The following is a 15,969-nucleotide window of genomic DNA, read 5'->3' as shown; positions in this document are numbered from 1 at the left end:
GGGGGCGGGAGCGGGAGCGGATGGGGGTGCCTCCAGCACCTCGTCCCGCGGATCCCGCTCCACGATCGTCTGGGAGCTCTGGGCGAGGTCGGCGACGGGATCGCCCTGCGCGAACGCCGCGAGATCGACCCTGATGACGATGGTGCGGACGACGCCGTGGCCGATGGGCAGCAGCGCCTCGTCGGTCGCGCCGCCGGCCTCGAGCACGCCCTCGTCGGGCAACCGGTCGCTCTCCCAGAAGGGGCTGATGCGATCGGGCAGGCGCATCGCGTCGATGACGGCCGGCGCGCCCCACCGCCGATCGAGCCGCCAGCCCTCCTCATCCCGCACGAGCACGAGCAGGCCGAGCGGGTGGTCGCGCACTGCGGCGCCGCCGTCGCTCGCGAGCGCCTCGAGCAGCAGCTCGGCCTCGCCTGCGGTCAAGCCGTTCTCGAGGACGCCGATCGCGTGCTCGTTCACCAGCATCCAGGCGTTGCCCGGTCCGTAGTGGGTGGCGCGCATCAGGGTCTCCTCGGCACGGTGTCGGCATCGATGACGCTCGCGGTGTCGTGCAGGCCCGTGTCGCTGTGCCGCACCTCGTCGACGTCGACGACCACCACCGAGACGTTGTCGCGAGCGCCGCGCTCGAGCGCGGCATCGACGAGCGCATCCGCCGCCGCCGCCGGTGAGGCGTGGAGCGAGAGGATCCACGCGATCTGCTCGTCGCGCAGCTCGTCGGGCAGCCCGTCGGAGCAGACGAGCAGCCGGTGGCCCCGCTCGGCGGGCAGCGCCCACAGGTCAGGATCCGAATCCTGCCCGCCGCCGAGCGCACGGGTGATGACGTGCCGTTCGGCGTGCCGCTCGCGGCCACGCGGGCTGAGCAGCCCCGAATCGATGAGCTCCTGCACCAGCGAGTGGTCGACGCTCAGCTGCCGCAGCGTGCCGTTCTCGACCAGGTAGACGCGGGAATCGCCCACATTCACCACCAGCCAGTGCGCGATGCCGTCCATCTCGACCAGTACGGCACCCGCGAGGGTCGTCCCGGCGCCCTCCTCGGCGACGGCTCCGACCGCGGCGAACGCGTCGTCCACGGCGCGCTCGACCCGTGCCGGGCTCGGCAGCTCCCTGCCCTTCATCGCCTGGAACGGCCGGATGGCGGCGGAACTCGCCACATCGCCGGCGTCATGCCCGCCCATGCCGTCGGCGACGATGAACGCGGGGAACGCCGCGACGACCGAATCCTCGTTGACGCGCCGACGCATCCCCTCGTGCGTGGTCGCGGACCATCGCACGGCGACGGCGGCATGCGCGAAGCGGAACTCCTGCGCTGCGGTGCGCTCAACCTGCATGCTCGACCACCTCCAGCCGGTGGTCGCCGAGCTCGATGACGTCGCCGGTGATCGCCAGCACCGCACGGTGCGGCTCGAGCTCGCTGCGGAGCCCCGCATGCAGCAGCGCCGAGCCGTTCGTCGAGCCGAGGTCGATGACGACCAGCCCGTCGCGCGTGGGCTGCAGCGAGAGGTGCGTCTTCGAGACGGTGCGCGAGTCGGCGCCGAGCGGCACGAGGTGGGCGACCGTCTCCCCCTCGGACGCGGCCGGATTGCGACCCAGCAGCGCAAGCCCGGCGATGCGGAAGGCATCGCCGTCGTCGATGCGCACCGTGGCCGACGGCCCTCGTCGCACGACATGGGTGCGCTCGAGGTCGTCATCCAGCTCGGCACCGACCGCCGGCGCGCGGCGCACGGTGGCCTCATCGAGCTCGTCGGCGAGCGCGGGGCCGGCCGTCGGCGCGCCCTGCGCGTGCTCGGGAGCGGCCAGCGGATGCGCGGGTGCGGCAGCGGGGGGCGGTTCCGGTGCCGATCGTGGCGGCTGCCATCGGGCGGCATCGGCCGGCGCGGCGTGCTCGGCCCGGAGCGGAGCTGGGGCGGATGCCGACGCGGGCGCGGACGGCGCTCGCCCGCCGAGCATGGGCGCTCCCCCGCCGGGCACCGCGTCGATCATCGGCTGCGGCGCGCCCGGCACGGCCGCGGCGAGCTGACCCGGCCGGTACGGCTCATCCGCGCCGACCGATGGCGCCATCGTGTGCGGGCGCGGGGCGGAGGCCGAGCGCTGCGCGTCGTGCGCGGGACGCCGACCGCGCGCATCGACCGCGAACGCTCCGGCTGCGAGGTCGTGCCACCCTCGGCCACGTCGCTGCGGGTCCATCAGGATCGACGCGAGCATGAGCGCAGTGCCGAGCACCGGCACGATGCCGGCAGCGCCCAGCACCAGCCAGCGCAGCAGCGTGCGGCCGATGCCGAGCGGCGCGCCCGTGCCGTCACGGCGCACACCGAGGCCGAGCATCCGGCTGCCGATGCTGCCGCCGCGGGCGGTCAGCAGCAGCTGCACGATCGCGAGGGCCAGCAGCAGCAGCGCGCCGACGCCCGCTCCGGCCAGCCCCGCAGCGCCCAGCGGATCGCCGACAGCGATGCCGATGAACGTCGGCAGCGACGCGACCGCGGCGAGAGCGCCGTCGATGATCGCCGCGACCGCACGACGTCCGTAGGGCGCCTGCGGCAGTGCCGCCCCTGTCTGCGCTGTCGTCATCATCGCCGTCTCCTCTCTCCGCGTCGCCGACGGAACGATCGCAGCGACAGCCGCGACCGGATCCGCTCGCCTCGGGTCGCTGTCGACCGCATCGCTCCGACGCCGGCGTCGACATCGTCCCAGAAGGCGTCGACGTCGCTGCGCTCGGGATCACCGGGGCCGAAGACCCCGGCGTCGACGAACGCGCCGATCGCCTGCGCCCTCGAGGCAGAGTAGCGGTCGCCGACGGTGGCAGCGACCTCCTGCCGCGTCACGCCCTTCGGCACCTCGAGCCCGAGGTCGACCGCGGCGTCGACCATCTCGTCCCAGCCGCCCGAGAGGCGATCCGCCTCACGCTCGGCGGCGAGCCGCTGCTTGCGGCGGCGCGCCTTCATCAGGCCGATGACCAGGAACGGCAGCGACAGCAGCAGGATGACCACCAGCGGCGGCACGACGAACCAGAGCACCCACGACCAGTCGGCGGCAGGTGGCTCCTCGTCCTCCTGCTCGCCCTCGTCGGGCTGCGTGTCAGGGGTCAGCTCGGCGGGCTCGTCGGGCGGCTGCGGCGGCTGCAGCACCTGAGGCTTGGGGTCTGGCTGCGGCTGCGGCTCGGGCTCCACCTGGGTCTGGTCCTCGGGCGGCGTCGGGTCGAACGCGACCCAGCCCTGACCCTCGAACGGCACCTCGACCCATGCGTGCAGCTCGGCACCGGTGATCTGCACGGGCTCGTCGCCGCCCGGGAAGCCCTCGTCCGGGTAGAAGCCCATCACGACGCGCGAGGGGATGCCGAGCTGCCGCAGCGCGAGCGCGAAGGCCGTGGCGTACTGCTCGTCGTCGCCGAGCAGCGTGCGGGCGCTCACGAATGCTTCGAGCCTGCTGGCGCTGTGCCCCGAGAGCGAGGTGGCCGCGTCGCCGAGGCCGTCGCTGTAGGCGCCCTGGTTCATCACGCCGATGAGCTGCTGGATGCGCGCGGAGGCCGTGCGCGCATCGCCGCCGCGCGCGCCCACCCACGACTCCAGCGCATCCGGCACGTTCGTGGCTTCCGGCACCGCGACCGAGGACACCGATGCGCCGTCGAGCGCCTCCGGCTCGGGGGCGACGGGCACGATCGCATCGATCCGGATGCTGTCGCCGGCAGCGAGCCCATCGAGCGCGATGGCCGTGCCGGTCTGCGCGTTGTAGCTCAGCGAGCCCTGCAGCTCGTCCTCGCGCGCGCCGCCGAAGTCGATCGCCTGCGCGTAGCCGACCGTCGGCACCCACACGCCGGTGTACGCGCCCATCTCGATCGTGATCGATGCGGGGTCGCCCTGCTGCTGCACCTGGATCTCATCGCCCACGCGGGTGAAGGCACCCGAGCCGGTCGCCTGCTCGCTGCCGGCGACGGCGAACACCGTGCCGTCGTAGGCGTCGAGGGCGGCGATGCGGATGCGCGAGCCCTCGGGCATGCCGCTGACGGTGAAGAGGTCGGCGTCCTCGTAGTTCTTGTGCCAGCCGCGGAACCCGGCGAGCGGGCTCGGGAAGTCGCGCAGCTCGACGGGCGGCTCGACCGTGTCGCGGAGCACGCGGCGATCGGTGGGCTGGATGGGCAGGCTCGCCGCACCGCCGACGAGCAGCGCCGTGCCGAGCATCGCCGCGGCGCCGAGCCAGCGGCTGCGACGTGCGGCCGCGCGGTGCTGCGTGTCGCGCGTCACCTCGACCTCCACGGCACGTCCGTGCCGCTCGGCCGAGGCGCGCCAGGCGCTCCAGCCGACGGCGACGCCCGCGAGCACGAGCCCGAGCAGCGCCGGCCACGTGGCGATCTTCGTGCCGAACATGATCGCGGTCGCGAGCGCGAGCGCCGGGGGCAGCATCGCGAACGCCGCGCCGCGGCGCAGCCGCAGCGCGAGCACGGTCGACAGCGCGGAGGAGACGAGCAGCACCAGGAACGGCACGACCAGCAGGCTGGGGAAGCCCTCGGCGGGCGGCTCGGCCGTCAGCAGGCCCTTCCACGAGTGGATGACGCCCAGCAGCAGCTCGCGGTACGCGTCGAGCGTGGGCAGCACGCCGCCGATCGTCGCCCGCGGCACCGCGAGCGCGGGGCCGACGGCGAGGAACGCGAGCACGATGCCGGCGAGCGTCAGCAGCCAGCCGCGCAGCGGCCGCAGCGAGGTGAGGACGCCGACGACGATGCCGGCGGCGAGCGCGCCCAGGCCGGTGACCAGGTACTGCGTGCCGCCGAACACGGGCCCGAAGGCGAGCACCGCGGGCAGGTGCGCGAGCGCGACCGCGGTCACGTCGATCGCGGCGAGCCCGGCGCGTCGCTCGAGCAGCCTCATGCGAAGGTCACCGCCCGCAGCGCTCGCGGCAGGTCGTGCACGGAGGAGACCTCGAGATGCGTCGCGTCACCGATCTGGCGCACCGCCGGGCGCCCCTCGCCCTTCGCCGTCACCAGCACGAAGCGCGCGTGCACCGGCAGCAGCGTGCGCAGGCGGCGCACCTGGTGCGCGTCGATCATCGAGCCGGTGTGGAGGATGACGATGGAGGCATCGGCGTGCTCGCGCCCGATGGTGCGCGCGAGCTCGGTGGTGTCGCGGTCGCGCACGCTGCCGAGCACGCCGGAGAGCGCGTCGAGCATGCGCTTGCCGCTCGTGACGGGCAGCTGGGCGCGCGAGGAGCGCACCACGAGATCCATCTCGTCGCGGATCGCCTGCAGCCCGAGCGAGCCGAGCACCGAGATCGCGGTCTCGAACTCCTCCGGGCTGGCGTAGTCCTCCGGGAACGTCGACAGCCCCAGCGCCAGCATCGATCGCCGGGTCTGCTCGAACTGCCGCACCATCAGCGTGCCGGTGCGGGCCGACGACTTCCAGTGGATGTACCTGCGGTCGTCGCCGGGCACGTAGTCGCGCAGCGCGTGGAAGGAGATGTCGGAGTCGGTGAGGTCGCGCGTCTCGATGCCCTCGAGGTCACGGATGATGCCGGGCGCCGTGTCTGCCAGCTGCACCGTGCGCGGGTGGACGAACAGCTCGACGGGGTCGGTCCAGCGCACCTGTCGCCGCAGCAGCCCGAGCGCATCGCCGCGCACCGAGCGCACCGGCCCGACCTGCAGCACGGCCCGCTTGCTCGTGGGGATCGCGAAGACGTCCTCGTGCACGTCGCCGGGCCGCATGCGCGGCAGGTGGAACGAGGCGACGGCGGCACCGACCGGCACCTCGATCGTGGCCGGCAGCAGCGGCCGCTGGGAGGCGGAGTGGATGCCGATGCGGCCGAGGGCGCGCTCGCCGACCACGACGCGAGTGAAGTTGAGGTCGAGCTCGATGCGGTAGCGATTGCGGCCGATGATGAACCCGATGGCGGCCAGCAGCAGCACCGCGAGCACGATCGCCAGCACCAGGGCCTCCTTCCACTGCAGCACCGCGCCTGCCCACAGCGTCACCAGGAGCGCCGCGATGACGGCCCACCCGAGCCCGGTGATGGGTGCGAGCGCGGCGCCGATGCGATCGCGGACGCTCCGTGCGGAGTCGAGCGCGCGGCCGAGCTTGGGGTCGCGCTCCCAGCGCTCGCGCACCGCGGCGAGCCGGGCGGATGCGTCGGCGCGCGTGCGCGCGACGGCGCTGCGCCGCGCAGCACGACGCATCCGCCGTTCGCTGCGCGGGCGCTCCCGCTCCCGCTCCGGTGCCGCCGTGCTCATGCCGCGACGGTGCGATCCTGCGGTGCCGAGATCTGCGCGAGCGCCTGCTCCACGACGGTCTCGCCGGTGACGCCCGAGAACTCCGACTCGGGATCCAGCACGATGCGGTGCGCCCACACCGGCACGAGGAGCGCCTTCACGTCGTCGGGCAGCACGTAGTTGCGGCCCTTCGAGGCAGCTCGCGCCTTGGCGGCGCGCGTCAGCGCCATCGCGCCGCGCACCGAGACGCCGATGCGGGTGTCGCGCGAGTCGCGCGTGTGGGCGGCGAGGTCGGCGATGAAGCGCAGCACGGCCTCATCGACGTGCACGGTGCCGACGAGGTCGATCATCTCTGTCAGCGCGCCGGTGGTGATGACCGGCTGCACGTCGGCCGAGGCGTTCCTGCGCGAGGCGCCCGCCAGGATCCGCACCGTCTCGTCCCTGCCCGGGTAGCCGATCGAGGTCTTCATCAGGAAGCGGTCGAGCTGCGCCTCCGGCAGCTTGTAGGTGCCCGCCTGCTCGATGGGGTTCTGCGTGGCGATGACCATGAACGGCCTGCCCACGTCGTGCGGCGTGCCGTCGACCGTGACCCGGCCCTCCTCCATCACCTCGAGCAGCGCCGACTGCGTCTTCGGGCTCGCGCGGTTGATCTCGTCCGCCAGCACGACCGAGGCGAAGATCGGTCCCTTGTGGAACTCGAAGGTCTGCGTCTTCTGGTCGTAGACCGTGACGCCGGTGACATCGGAGGGCAGCAGGTCGGGGGTGAACTGGATGCGGTGATTCGTGCCCTGCAGGGTCGCCGCCATCGACTTGGCGAGCTGCGTCTTCCCCGTGCCGGGAGCATCCTCGAGCAGCAGGTGCCCCTCGGCCAGCATCGTCGTGAAGGCGAGCCCGATCACGTCAGCCTTGCCGAGCACGACCGCGCCGACGTTGTCGACCATCCGCTGGAAGGTGCCGGCGAACCAGGTCGCCTGCTCTCGGGTCATCGTCATGGTGTGCTCCTTCATCAGTTCCACTTCACTCGGGTGGTCTCGTACCGCTCGCCGCCGCCGATGAGGACGAACCATGCGGTGGTGTCATAGCCCGACATGCAGAACGTGTACTGGTTGCGCGACGACGTGCCGCTCTCACGAGGCGGCGTCCAGGTGCCGGAGCGGAACATGCCGTCCGCCTGCGAGTGGCACTCATAGGTGTACGAGCGCACGGGCAGGTAGTCCCAGCTGACGACGAAGTTCGTGCCGTTCTGACCGTTGGGCGCCGTGACGTTGCCGCCCTCGCTGAGCGAGATGGACGGCGGCGGCGGGGGCGGCGGCTCCACGTTGCCACTGGCGCTGGCGGTCTCGGTCTGCGAGCCGTTGTCATCAGCGGGCGCGCCCGTGGTCGAGCGCACGCTGATCGTGATCTGCGCGTTGGAGGGGCCGGTCTCGGTGCGCGAGCCCTGGTTGTTGACGTTCTCCCATGGGCCGTTGTCGATGCGGATCTGCGTCGAGACCGGGCGGCCGTTGGGCGACGGGGCGTTCCAGGTGAACGTGACGCTGCCGACCGCCGTCTTGGCCGACACGATCGGCACCCCGATCGGCCCGTACGGGCGCACCGTCACGCCGTTCGAGGCCGGGCTCTGGTACGTGACGCCGTCGACGGTCGAGACAGCCTGCACCGTGATCGTGCCGGCGCTGCCGTTCGCGACCGGAACCTCGGCGCGTCCCAAGGGCACGGCACCGATGCGGGTGCCGTTCACGAAGGCGATGTACTGCACCTCGTCGGCCCTGGCGCCGTTGGTGGCGCCCGCCGTGACGGTGACGATCCCGATGCCGCGACCATCCGCATCCGCCGGGTTCGGCCCCGACCACGGGGCGACCGACGGCGCGCCCGGCGCGTTGACGCCGCGCACCGGTGCGCTCTCGTTCGGCGCACCGGGGCCGACGGTGTTCACCGGCGTGACGCGGAAGGAATAGGGGGTCGTGCTCGTCGGCAGCGAGCCCTCGAACACGAGGCTGCGGTCGGCACCGCCCGCGTTCAGGGTCGCGACCACACTGCCGCCCTGGATCGCGTCGACCCGGAAGGTGGTGATGGCGTCGCCGTTCGGGTCGGCCTCGCCCCAGCTGACCCGCATCTGCGCCGCGGTGCCGGTGCCCTCGAGCCGCTGCGCGGTGACCGAGGCGACCGCCCCGGGCGGCCCCGCAGGGATGGCTGGCGTCGACAGCGCCGAGAAGTCGCTCGGCTCGTCGGCGCGGTTCACCGCCTGCACCGAGAACTGGTAGGCCGTGCCGTTGGCCAGCCCCTCCCAGCGGTGGTTGAGGCCCTGCACCTCGACCTGCACCGCGCCGTTCGGCGCCGGCGGCGAGATGCGCAGCAGGTAGTGCGTGATCGCCGAGCCCTCATTGACCGGCTCGGTCCATGACACGTCGAGCGCGGTATCGCCGCGCACCGCGCTCGGCGGCGCGGGCTGCTCGGGCCGCACATCGGGTCGCACCTCGATCGTGGGCGGCGAGGGGTCGGATGCGCCGACGCCGTTCACCGCGGTGACCTGGAACCGGTAGATCGAGTCGTTCTGCAGCCCCTCGATCGTGCAGGAGGTCGACGTGCACTCCTGCGAGACGCGACCGTCGGTCGAGGTGACGACGTAGTGCGTGATGCGGTCGCCGCGATCGGCGGGCGCCGCCCACGACAGCCGCGCCTGACGATTGCCGACCTCTTCGACGTTGGCGCGCAGCGGCGCATCCGGTCGGCCCTTCACCGTCACGGTCAGCGTGCCGCTCACCTGGCGCGCGACGGTGCGGGTGCCGTCCTCGATGAGGTACTGCACCGTGAGGATTCCCGCGAAGTCGTCGTTCGGATCGACGGACACGCTCGTGCCGTCGGTGCTCACGGAGGCGCCCGGCGACGACGTCGCGGAGACGATGCGCAGCGGCACGTTGTCGCGCTCGAAGGGGTTGTGGTCGTTCGTGAGCACGTCGAACTGCTGTGTCTCGAGCTGCGTCATCTCCCCCGAGTCCGGCCGTGCCTGCGCGAACTCGCGCGTCGACGGCACGACCGTCACGATCACCGTGCCGGGGATGGAGTTGCCCGCCGGGTCGGTGATCGTGATCTGGAACGAGCCGGAGGTGCCGGGCGCGGCATCGCGGGCCGCCGAGGCGACGAAGGTGTTCTCGTCGACGATGCGCGGCTGCACGCCCGGGACGCTGCCGCCCGCGATCGTGTAGGTCGCAGCGTTGACGTCCTCTGGCCCATCCAGGTCGTCGGTCGAGAGCCGCAGGTCGTACGACGTCTCCGCACCGCCCGCTTCGACCGAGATCTGCACGCCCGAGAAGGTCGGCGGCACGGCCGAGGAATCGGTCACCTCGATGGGGATCTGCAGGTTCGCGACGTTGCCGCTCTCGGCGTCGGGGCCGTCGGTCACCTGCAGGCTGAGCACCGCCGGACCCCGATAGCCGAGGTCGGAGGTGTACTGCAGCGTCGACTCGTCGATGACCAGCTGGTCGCCGTTCGCGTTGGTGGCGCTGACGGTGTCGGCGCTGGTGATGCGCGGAGCGTTGGTGGTGGAGACCCAGACGTGGTCGGCGAGCTCGAACTCCGTGCGCACGCCCGAGGGCACGAGCACCGGTTCGGTCGAGATCAGGCGCGGCGCGGGGTCGACGACCGCCGGCACGAACACGAACGCCTCGGACGACAGCCCGTCCTGGTCGGTGACCCGGTAGGTGACGACCTGGAAGGTCTCTCCCGGGACGATCTGCACGGCGCCCTCGACGGCGACGCCGGGACCGGTGACCACCTCGACGCTCAGCTCGCTCGGATCGCCATCCTCGTCGACGTCGTTCTCGAGCACCGGCACGTCCAGCACCTCGTCGAGCACCGCATCGGCAGCCTCGACCGTGTCGTCCTTCGCGCGGGGGGCGACGAGCGCGGCCTCGGCGGAGACCTCGATCAGCAGCGTGCCGCGGGAGGGCAGGCCTCGCGCATCGCGCACGGTGTAGACGATGGAGTAGGTGCCGGGCTCGGCCGGTGAGCGGAAGTCGACGGTGTTCTGCTCGCCGACGGCGGCCTCATCGATGCCCTCGCCGAGCTCCAGCCCGTCGCTCACGAGCGTCAGCGCATCGCCGTCTGGGTCGGAGTCGTTGTCGAGCACCGGCACCGCCAGCAGGCGGTCGGGCCGGACGGTGATCTCGTCGGACTCGGCGAACGGCGGGTTGTTGATCTCGCCCGGCTGGGCGATGCCGATGATGACCGTCGAGAGCGCCTCCGCGCCCCAGCGGTCGCGCACGCGATAGCGGAAGCTCACGGTGCCCTGCGATGCGGGATCGGCTTCGAAGACGAATGCGTCCGGCAGCGTCTCGGTGATGCGGCCGGTCGACGGAGCGGTCTCCCAGCGCACGAGCTGCACGCCGTCGCCGTCCCGGTCGATGCCCTGCAGCGGGATGGGGATGCGCACCCGCTCGCCGGCGAGGACGCGTGCATGCACGACCTCCGGTGCCGGAGGCGAGTTCACCTCGGGGTCGCGCGGCACGATGGTGACGGCGAGCGTCGCCGTGGCCGCCTGGCCCGTCTCGTCGACGATCTCGTAGACGGCGGTCACGGTGCTGGGCCCGCCCTCGACCACGTGCACGCGGACGGTATCGCCCGAGACGAACACGACGCCCTCCTCGGGCCCGGCGAGGCTCGACTCGACGATGCGGGTGACCTCGAACGGCGTGTTGTCGCGGCTGAAGTCGTTCTCGGTGACGGCGACCGACGTGAAGTCGCCCTCGCGGAGGGTCGCCTGATCGTCGACGGCGCTCGGCGGCGCTGGGCTCTCGGGCGGCTCGACCAGCGTGACCACCACCGTGCCGGTGTCGACCTGCTCGCCGTTCGACACCTGGTAGGAGAGCGTCACCGATCCCTCGAGCCCGCGGTTGTCGACGATGCGCAGCAGCCGCCGCTCGAGCAGCTGCACGGTCACGCGTGCGTCGCTCTCGACCTGCACGCTCCGCACCACCAGCAGCCCGCCCGCAGGATCGACGTCGTTCTCGACGAGGTCGACGAGCGTCTCGCCGCCACGTGGCAGCAGCGCGATGTCCCGCACAGCCACGGGACGCGCATCCGCCACCGGCTCACGGATGTCGACGCGCACCAGGCCGAAGGCCGAGCCGGCGCCGGCCACGAGCGTGTACTGCACGTAGTGCGAGCCGACCGGACCGTCGACGACGCGGATCGTGCCGGTCGCGGTGTCGGTCTCGATCACGAGCGAAGAGCTGAGCGAGGTCGCCTGTGCGAGTGAGAGGGTCGCGCCGGAGGGGGCGTAGTCGTTCAGCAGCGGCTCGACCACCGCTTCCTGCCCGACCATCGTCGCGACGAAGTCGGCATTGGCGATCGGGCTGCCCTTGCCGCGCTCGACCACCGTCACCGCGACCTCTCCGGTCGCGGTCGCGGTCCCGTCGCCGACTTCGAGCCCGAGGCTCGTCTCGCCCGCCTCGCCGGTGGCGGTGTAGACGATGCGCCCGGAGGGCGAGACCTCCACGGTGTCACCGGATGCGGAGACCGCGCTCTGCAGCACGAGGTCGTCGCCGTCGGGATCGAACCAGTCCTGCAGGAGGTTGATCTCGAAGTCGGCGCGCTGCTCGACGGTGAACGACTGCGAGCGCAGCTGCTCGGGCGGCGCGTTCTCGCCATCGGCCCGCACGTCCACGCGCACCGTCGCGTCATCGTTGCCGCCACGGCCGTCGTGGACGCGGTACTCGATCGTGACCTCGGACGCCGAGAAGTCCGGTGGCAGCTGCAGCTGCAGCTGCGAGTCGTTGGCGATCGGCGCGACCACCACACCGTCGTCGTGCTCGCTGAGCACCTCGATCGTGAGGACGTCGCCATCCTGGTCGTAGTCGTTCCAGAGCACCGGCAGGATCGTCGAACGGCCCGTGCGGGCACCGAAGTCGTTGTCGTCGGTGGCGACCGGGTCGGTGTTCTCCTCGGTGAGCTGCGGCGGCTGATGCTGCCACTCGTCCTCGGACGACTCATCCTCCTCGTCGGTCTCCTCCTGCGACTCCGGGGGCACGAGGTCCTCCCAGTTGTCGATCAGGACGAGCTCGTCGGTCAGCAGCCAGGCCGTGCCCTCCTGCACCTGGTTGAGCACGACGATGCCGCGGTTCTCGCGGAACGCGAGCTGGCTGCCGTCGCTGCCCTCCACCACGGTCGTCAGGTCTCGGGCGTCGTCGTCGCAGTCGCGCACGAGCGTGCGCGTCGACGCCCAGGCCGCGTACTCGCATCCGCCGACCGCCACCGGGCGCACGGCCTCACCACCCTCGCCGTGGTCGGAGATGGTCGCCTCGCTCGCGTTCAGCGGCTGCCGGATCAGCTGCTCCGGCGTCGCGACGAGCACGCGGTCGGAGTCGTCGCCGGGCTGCTGCAGCACCGCCCCCTCCGGCACCTGCGTGACTCCGCCGGGCAGGTAGAGCGTGCCGCGCGCCGCGTCCAGCGCGACGACGTCCTCACCGACCGCCGTCAGCACCAGGCCGCTCGCATCGCGCAGCTCGCCGCGAGCATCCTGTGCCTCGAGGGCGAAGCCCTCCTCGCTGGAGCGCCACTGCTGCAGCTCGCCGAGCTCGATCGATGCGGCGTGCAGCGTGCCCTGACGATCGACCGTGATGGCGGCGCCCGTGCCGAGCTCCGCGACCGGATCCATGGACTCGGGGTTGAAATGCCCGAGATCCTGCGTCCGCATGACCCAGAGCAGGCCGTCGGCGCTGAGGATGCCGGCGGTGCCCGCATGCGCCGCCACGGTCGCGCCCGCTGGCAGCGTGATGGGCGCCTGCGAGACCATCCCCGCCACGTCGACGAGTGCCGCCGTGGACGCGCCACGGTCGACGACCACGACCTCGGTGTCGTCCTGCAGCAGATCGACGTCGGCGGTCGATGAGTAGAAGGCGCCGTCGAGCTCCTGGGCCTGCGCGTTGAGGTGTCCGACCTGCAGCTCGCTGCCGCGCGTCACCCAGACACCGCCGTCGTGCAGGTCGACGTCGGTGGTGCGGAAGCCGTCGTAGGTGAAGGCCATCACGCCGAGCGCGACCGCAGCGGCCGTCACGATGCCCGCAGCGGCGCTCGTGCGGCGACGCTGCTTGATCCAACGGAGCACGCGGTGACCTTCGGTTGCAGGGACGATGTGCGCGCAACTTTCACTCCGCGCAGTTCTGCGCATTATCGCATCCCTCAGTGAACGCCGTCTGAGGATACGCACGAAGGGATTCTGTAGCGTTGACGTCAGACCACGAGAGGACGAGCAGCCTATGGCGCAGCAGGATCTGGTGCTGGAGGCATCCGGCGCGTTCGAGCGACACCGAGACGGCAAGCGCCTGTGGGGCTGGCTGGCGGTCGCCGCCGCGCTCTTCATCGTCAGCGCGCTCGCCGTCGTGAACTTCGACGCGATCGTCGCCGACAGCACCGACTATGAGGGCCGTCGCGCTGGGCTGCGCGGCCTCGTCGGGCCGGCGGCGGTCGGCATCCCGCTGCTGCTGGGCCTCTCCTCGATCGCCACCGCGTTCCAGTCGTCGGCGCGCTGGCGCGACCGCAGCACCGGCGAGGTGCTGCAGCTGCGACTCCACGGCCCGATCTTCAAGGTCGCCGCCGAAGCGGGCGAGGTGCACCAGCGATTCTCCACCGGTGACCCGCGCGTCTATCTACCGATCGAGTTCGGCAAGCACGGCGAGGTCGGCTTCGCGCTGCATGTCACGCCCGGGGCCCGGCGAGCGTTCGTGAGCATCACCGCGGGCACCGGCAAGCGGTCGCGTCCGCTGCCCCTCATCGTGCTCGACGGCGGCGCCTTCGCCGCGATCGAGGGGCTGCAGAGCGAGGCTTGGCAGCGGGGCCCGAGCCCGCAGACCATCTCGTCGTTCCTCGATCCGCTGCTGCGCTGACCGCGCCGCCTGCAGAGCCCTTCCCTCATGTCCACGCACACGAACCGGCGGAGCCGATGACCACGACCCCTGTCACCTTCCCCATCGACCAGGCCCGCGTCGCCGATGCCGGTCGCGCGCACCGCGCCCTGCTTGCGTGGCAGATCGCGCTCGCGCTGGCGGCTGCGGTCGGTATCGTGCTGGCGCAGGTGTGGCAGCTGCACCTGCTCACGACGATCCTCGCGGGACTGCTGCTCGTGCTCGCCGTGGTGAGCGTCGTCCTGTCGGTGCGCCGCTGGCGCGCCGTCCAGTCGCTCGTGGGCGACGGGCGTGGCATCGCGCTCGCGATCGATGACCACGGGATCGTCCTGGCGGGCGTGCCCTCGGTGCCCTGGAGCGAGATCCTCGCGGTCGCGACGGTCGACGACCGGGCGCGGACGCAACGCGTGTCGCGCATCCCCCTCACCGGCATCTTCGTCCGCATGGCCGTGCGCGCTGGCAGCTCGGTGCTCGGCGCATGCGTCGTGGTGCGAGACGGCGAGGCGATGCGCGCGGCCTGCTCGAGCGATGCGGAGCGCGCACGCATCGAGGTGTGGAAGCCGCATCCGAGCGACGGGAAGCCGCACGGCGCGATCATCCTGCTACTGGATGCGGTGATGAGCGAGGGCGCCGCGCTCGAGGCAGGGCGCGCCCTCGTCGCCGCGGCCCGCGCGCGCGGCATCGACGCCGAGCCGTTCGTGAAGCAGCTCGAGTTCATGGAGTTCTACGGGTCGCGGGTCGACCCGAAGTGGCACTGAGCCCGCTCGACGGCCGAGGCGGCCGACTCAGTCGCGGAAACGCTGGAGCGCTTTGCTCACCAGCCGGCGTTGCCGCTGCACGCGATGCCGAGCCGGTTGAAGCCGACCTCAGGGTCGCGGAAGAGACGGAACGACTCGGCGGCGTCTCCTCTGGCTGCGGCGTCCTCCATCGCCTGAAGGGTGTCACCCGCGACGGGCACCCACGCGAGATACGGCGGGGAGTCGATGGCCGAGAGATCGTCCTCGATGATCGCGCGCACGGCGCGGATCTGCTCGACGAGCTTCGACAGGTCCTTCGGCTCCACGGTCGCGGTCATGCCGACGCCGAGGAGGTCGGTGACGGGTTGGCGCAGCCGCGCGCAGCGCTCGGCGATGGTGTCAGCCATGGGGAATCCTCTCCGCGCCGCAGCGCCGGGGGTCTCGGGGAGGTTACTCGCCTGCGGGCTGCCAGCGCTCGCCGGCACGGAAGCGCTCAAGGCCCTGCTCGACGCTCTCTGCCGACGGCGAGAACATCAGCGAGCGGTCGGGCGCGATGAACAGCTTGCCGCCGCCGCGCGACTGCCGTGCCATCAGGATGCCGAGGCCGTCCGGCAACATGCTGGTCTCCGTCGGCGCCGCATCGCCGGGCATCCGTGCGAAGAGCTCGTTGCCGACATCTTCGAGGTCAGGAATGATCGCCCACAGCTCGGGCGGGGTGTCCGCCTCGGAGACGCGCTGGCGCAGCCAGGCCGGGATGTGCTCATCATCGCGCGGGAACTGCTCGAGGTCGGCCGCGAACTGCGCAGGGTGCACCTCGATCTGCGGCTCCTCGTCGTACTCGAAGTGCGTCTGCACTGAGCCGTCGGCTGCCGTCACGTCGATCTTCGCGCTGTAGAACGTGCCCTTGCCAGGCTCGTACATTGCCGTGCGCAGCTGCCGCATGTACACCATCGTGTCGCGCTCGTGGATGCCCTTGCGGCCCTCCGGCAGGTCGACCCACAGCCGCGACCGCTGCTCACCGCGCACCATGTGCGCCGTGTAGTGCAGCGCGGTCCAGCCCTCGGGTGCAACCTCGACGAGGGATCGGGCCGCCTCGGTCACAAGACGCGCCTGCTCCTGCATATCGATCATTCTCGTCCTGCTC

General features: G+C 72.0%; 11 protein-coding genes. 2 read left to right on the top strand and 9 right to left on the bottom strand.

Going from position 1 to position 15,969, the window contains the following annotated elements:
• From J1M46_RS13510 to J1M46_RS13480, 7 genes are all read right to left on the bottom strand, one after another.
• Positions 1 to 501: hypothetical protein (locus J1M46_RS13510; protein ID WP_206448270.1), on the bottom strand; the 501-nt coding region annotated here is incomplete at its 3' end.
• Complete coding sequence (locus J1M46_RS13505; RefSeq protein WP_206448269.1) at positions 501 to 1,328, bottom strand: PP2C family protein-serine/threonine phosphatase; 828 nt, start codon at positions 1,326 to 1,328, stop codon at positions 501 to 503. The genes J1M46_RS13505 and J1M46_RS13510, both read right to left, overlap by 1 nt.
• Positions 1,318 to 2,568, bottom strand: a complete 1,251-nt coding sequence (locus J1M46_RS13500; RefSeq protein WP_206448268.1) for an RDD family protein — start codon at positions 2,566 to 2,568, stop codon at positions 1,318 to 1,320. The genes J1M46_RS13505 and J1M46_RS13500 overlap by 11 nt, the downstream gene beginning before the upstream one ends.
• Positions 2,565 to 4,859 carry a transglutaminase-like domain-containing protein gene (locus J1M46_RS13495; RefSeq protein WP_206448267.1) on the bottom strand — a complete coding sequence of 765 codons (2,295 nt, stop codon included), beginning with the start codon at positions 4,857 to 4,859 and terminating at the stop codon, positions 2,565 to 2,567. Before J1M46_RS13495 ends, J1M46_RS13500 begins: the two co-directional genes overlap by 4 nt.
• Positions 4,856 to 6,211, bottom strand: a complete 1,356-nt coding sequence (locus J1M46_RS13490) for a DUF58 domain-containing protein (RefSeq protein WP_206448266.1) — start codon at positions 6,209 to 6,211, stop codon at positions 4,856 to 4,858. The genes J1M46_RS13495 and J1M46_RS13490 overlap by 4 nt, the downstream gene beginning before the upstream one ends.
• Positions 6,208 to 7,182, bottom strand: a complete 975-nt coding sequence (locus J1M46_RS13485; protein ID WP_206448265.1) for an AAA family ATPase — start codon at positions 7,180 to 7,182, stop codon at positions 6,208 to 6,210. Before J1M46_RS13485 ends, J1M46_RS13490 begins: the two co-directional genes overlap by 4 nt.
• 14 nt (positions 7,183 to 7,196) lie before the next feature.
• A complete protein-coding gene (locus J1M46_RS13480) occupies positions 7,197 to 13,292 on the bottom strand; it encodes an Ig-like domain-containing protein (protein ID WP_206448264.1) in 6,096 nt (2,031 codons plus the stop codon).
• 151 nt (positions 13,293 to 13,443) lie between these two features.
• Between J1M46_RS13480 and J1M46_RS13475 the strand changes: the two genes are divergently transcribed.
• Both J1M46_RS13475 and J1M46_RS13470 read left to right on the top strand, forming a co-directional pair.
• The gene (locus J1M46_RS13475; RefSeq protein WP_206448263.1) at positions 13,444 to 14,070 is read left to right on the top strand and encodes a hypothetical protein; all 627 of its coding nucleotides are present in this window, start codon (positions 13,444 to 13,446) and stop codon (positions 14,068 to 14,070) included.
• A gap of 56 nt (positions 14,071 to 14,126) precedes the next feature.
• On the top strand, positions 14,127 to 14,846 hold the full coding sequence (locus J1M46_RS13470) for a hypothetical protein (protein WP_206448262.1): 720 nt from the start codon (positions 14,127 to 14,129) through the stop codon (positions 14,844 to 14,846).
• A gap of 56 nt (positions 14,847 to 14,902) precedes the next feature.
• Here the strand turns inward: J1M46_RS13470 and J1M46_RS13465 are convergent, their stop codons facing one another.
• Positions 14,903 to 15,232, bottom strand: a complete 330-nt coding sequence (locus J1M46_RS13465; protein WP_206448261.1) for a hypothetical protein — start codon at positions 15,230 to 15,232, stop codon at positions 14,903 to 14,905.
• A gap of 43 nt (positions 15,233 to 15,275) precedes the next feature.
• Positions 15,276 to 15,956: a hypothetical protein gene (locus tag J1M46_RS13460; RefSeq protein ID WP_206448260.1), complete on the bottom strand. Its 681-nt coding sequence runs from the start codon at positions 15,954 to 15,956 to the stop codon at positions 15,276 to 15,278.
• Positions 15,957 to 15,969: the final 13 nt, after the last annotated feature.

The sequence above is a fragment of the Agrococcus sp. KRD186 genome, from assembly GCF_017168255.1.
Classification (GTDB): Bacteria; Actinomycetota; Actinomycetes; order Actinomycetales; family Microbacteriaceae; genus Agrococcus.
This window is presented reverse-complemented; position numbering and strand designations above follow the sequence as displayed.

Bases quoted from the DNA above. Each gene is read 5' to 3' on its own strand.
- J1M46_RS13505 (WP_206448269.1), bottom strand. From the start codon at position 1,328: ATGCAGGTTGAGCGCACCGCAGCGCAGGAGTTCCGCTTCGCGCATGCC.
- J1M46_RS13495 (WP_206448267.1), bottom strand. From the start codon at position 4,859: ATGAGGCTGCTCGAGCGACGCGCCGGGCTCGCCGCGATCGACGTGACC.
- J1M46_RS13470 (WP_206448262.1), top strand. From the start codon at position 14,127: ATGACCACGACCCCTGTCACCTTCCCCATCGACCAGGCCCGCGTCGCC.
- J1M46_RS13475 (WP_206448263.1), top strand. From the start codon at position 13,444: ATGGCGCAGCAGGATCTGGTGCTGGAGGCATCCGGCGCGTTCGAGCGA.
- J1M46_RS13485 (WP_206448265.1), bottom strand. From the start codon at position 7,182: ATGACGATGACCCGAGAGCAGGCGACCTGGTTCGCCGGCACCTTCCAG.
- J1M46_RS13465 (WP_206448261.1), bottom strand. From the start codon at position 15,232: ATGGCTGACACCATCGCCGAGCGCTGCGCGCGGCTGCGCCAACCCGTC.
- J1M46_RS13460 (WP_206448260.1), bottom strand. From the start codon at position 15,956: ATGATCGATATGCAGGAGCAGGCGCGTCTTGTGACCGAGGCGGCCCGA.
- J1M46_RS13490 (WP_206448266.1), bottom strand. From the start codon at position 6,211: ATGAGCACGGCGGCACCGGAGCGGGAGCGGGAGCGCCCGCGCAGCGAA.
- J1M46_RS13500 (WP_206448268.1), bottom strand. From the start codon at position 2,568: ATGATGACGACAGCGCAGACAGGGGCGGCACTGCCGCAGGCGCCCTAC.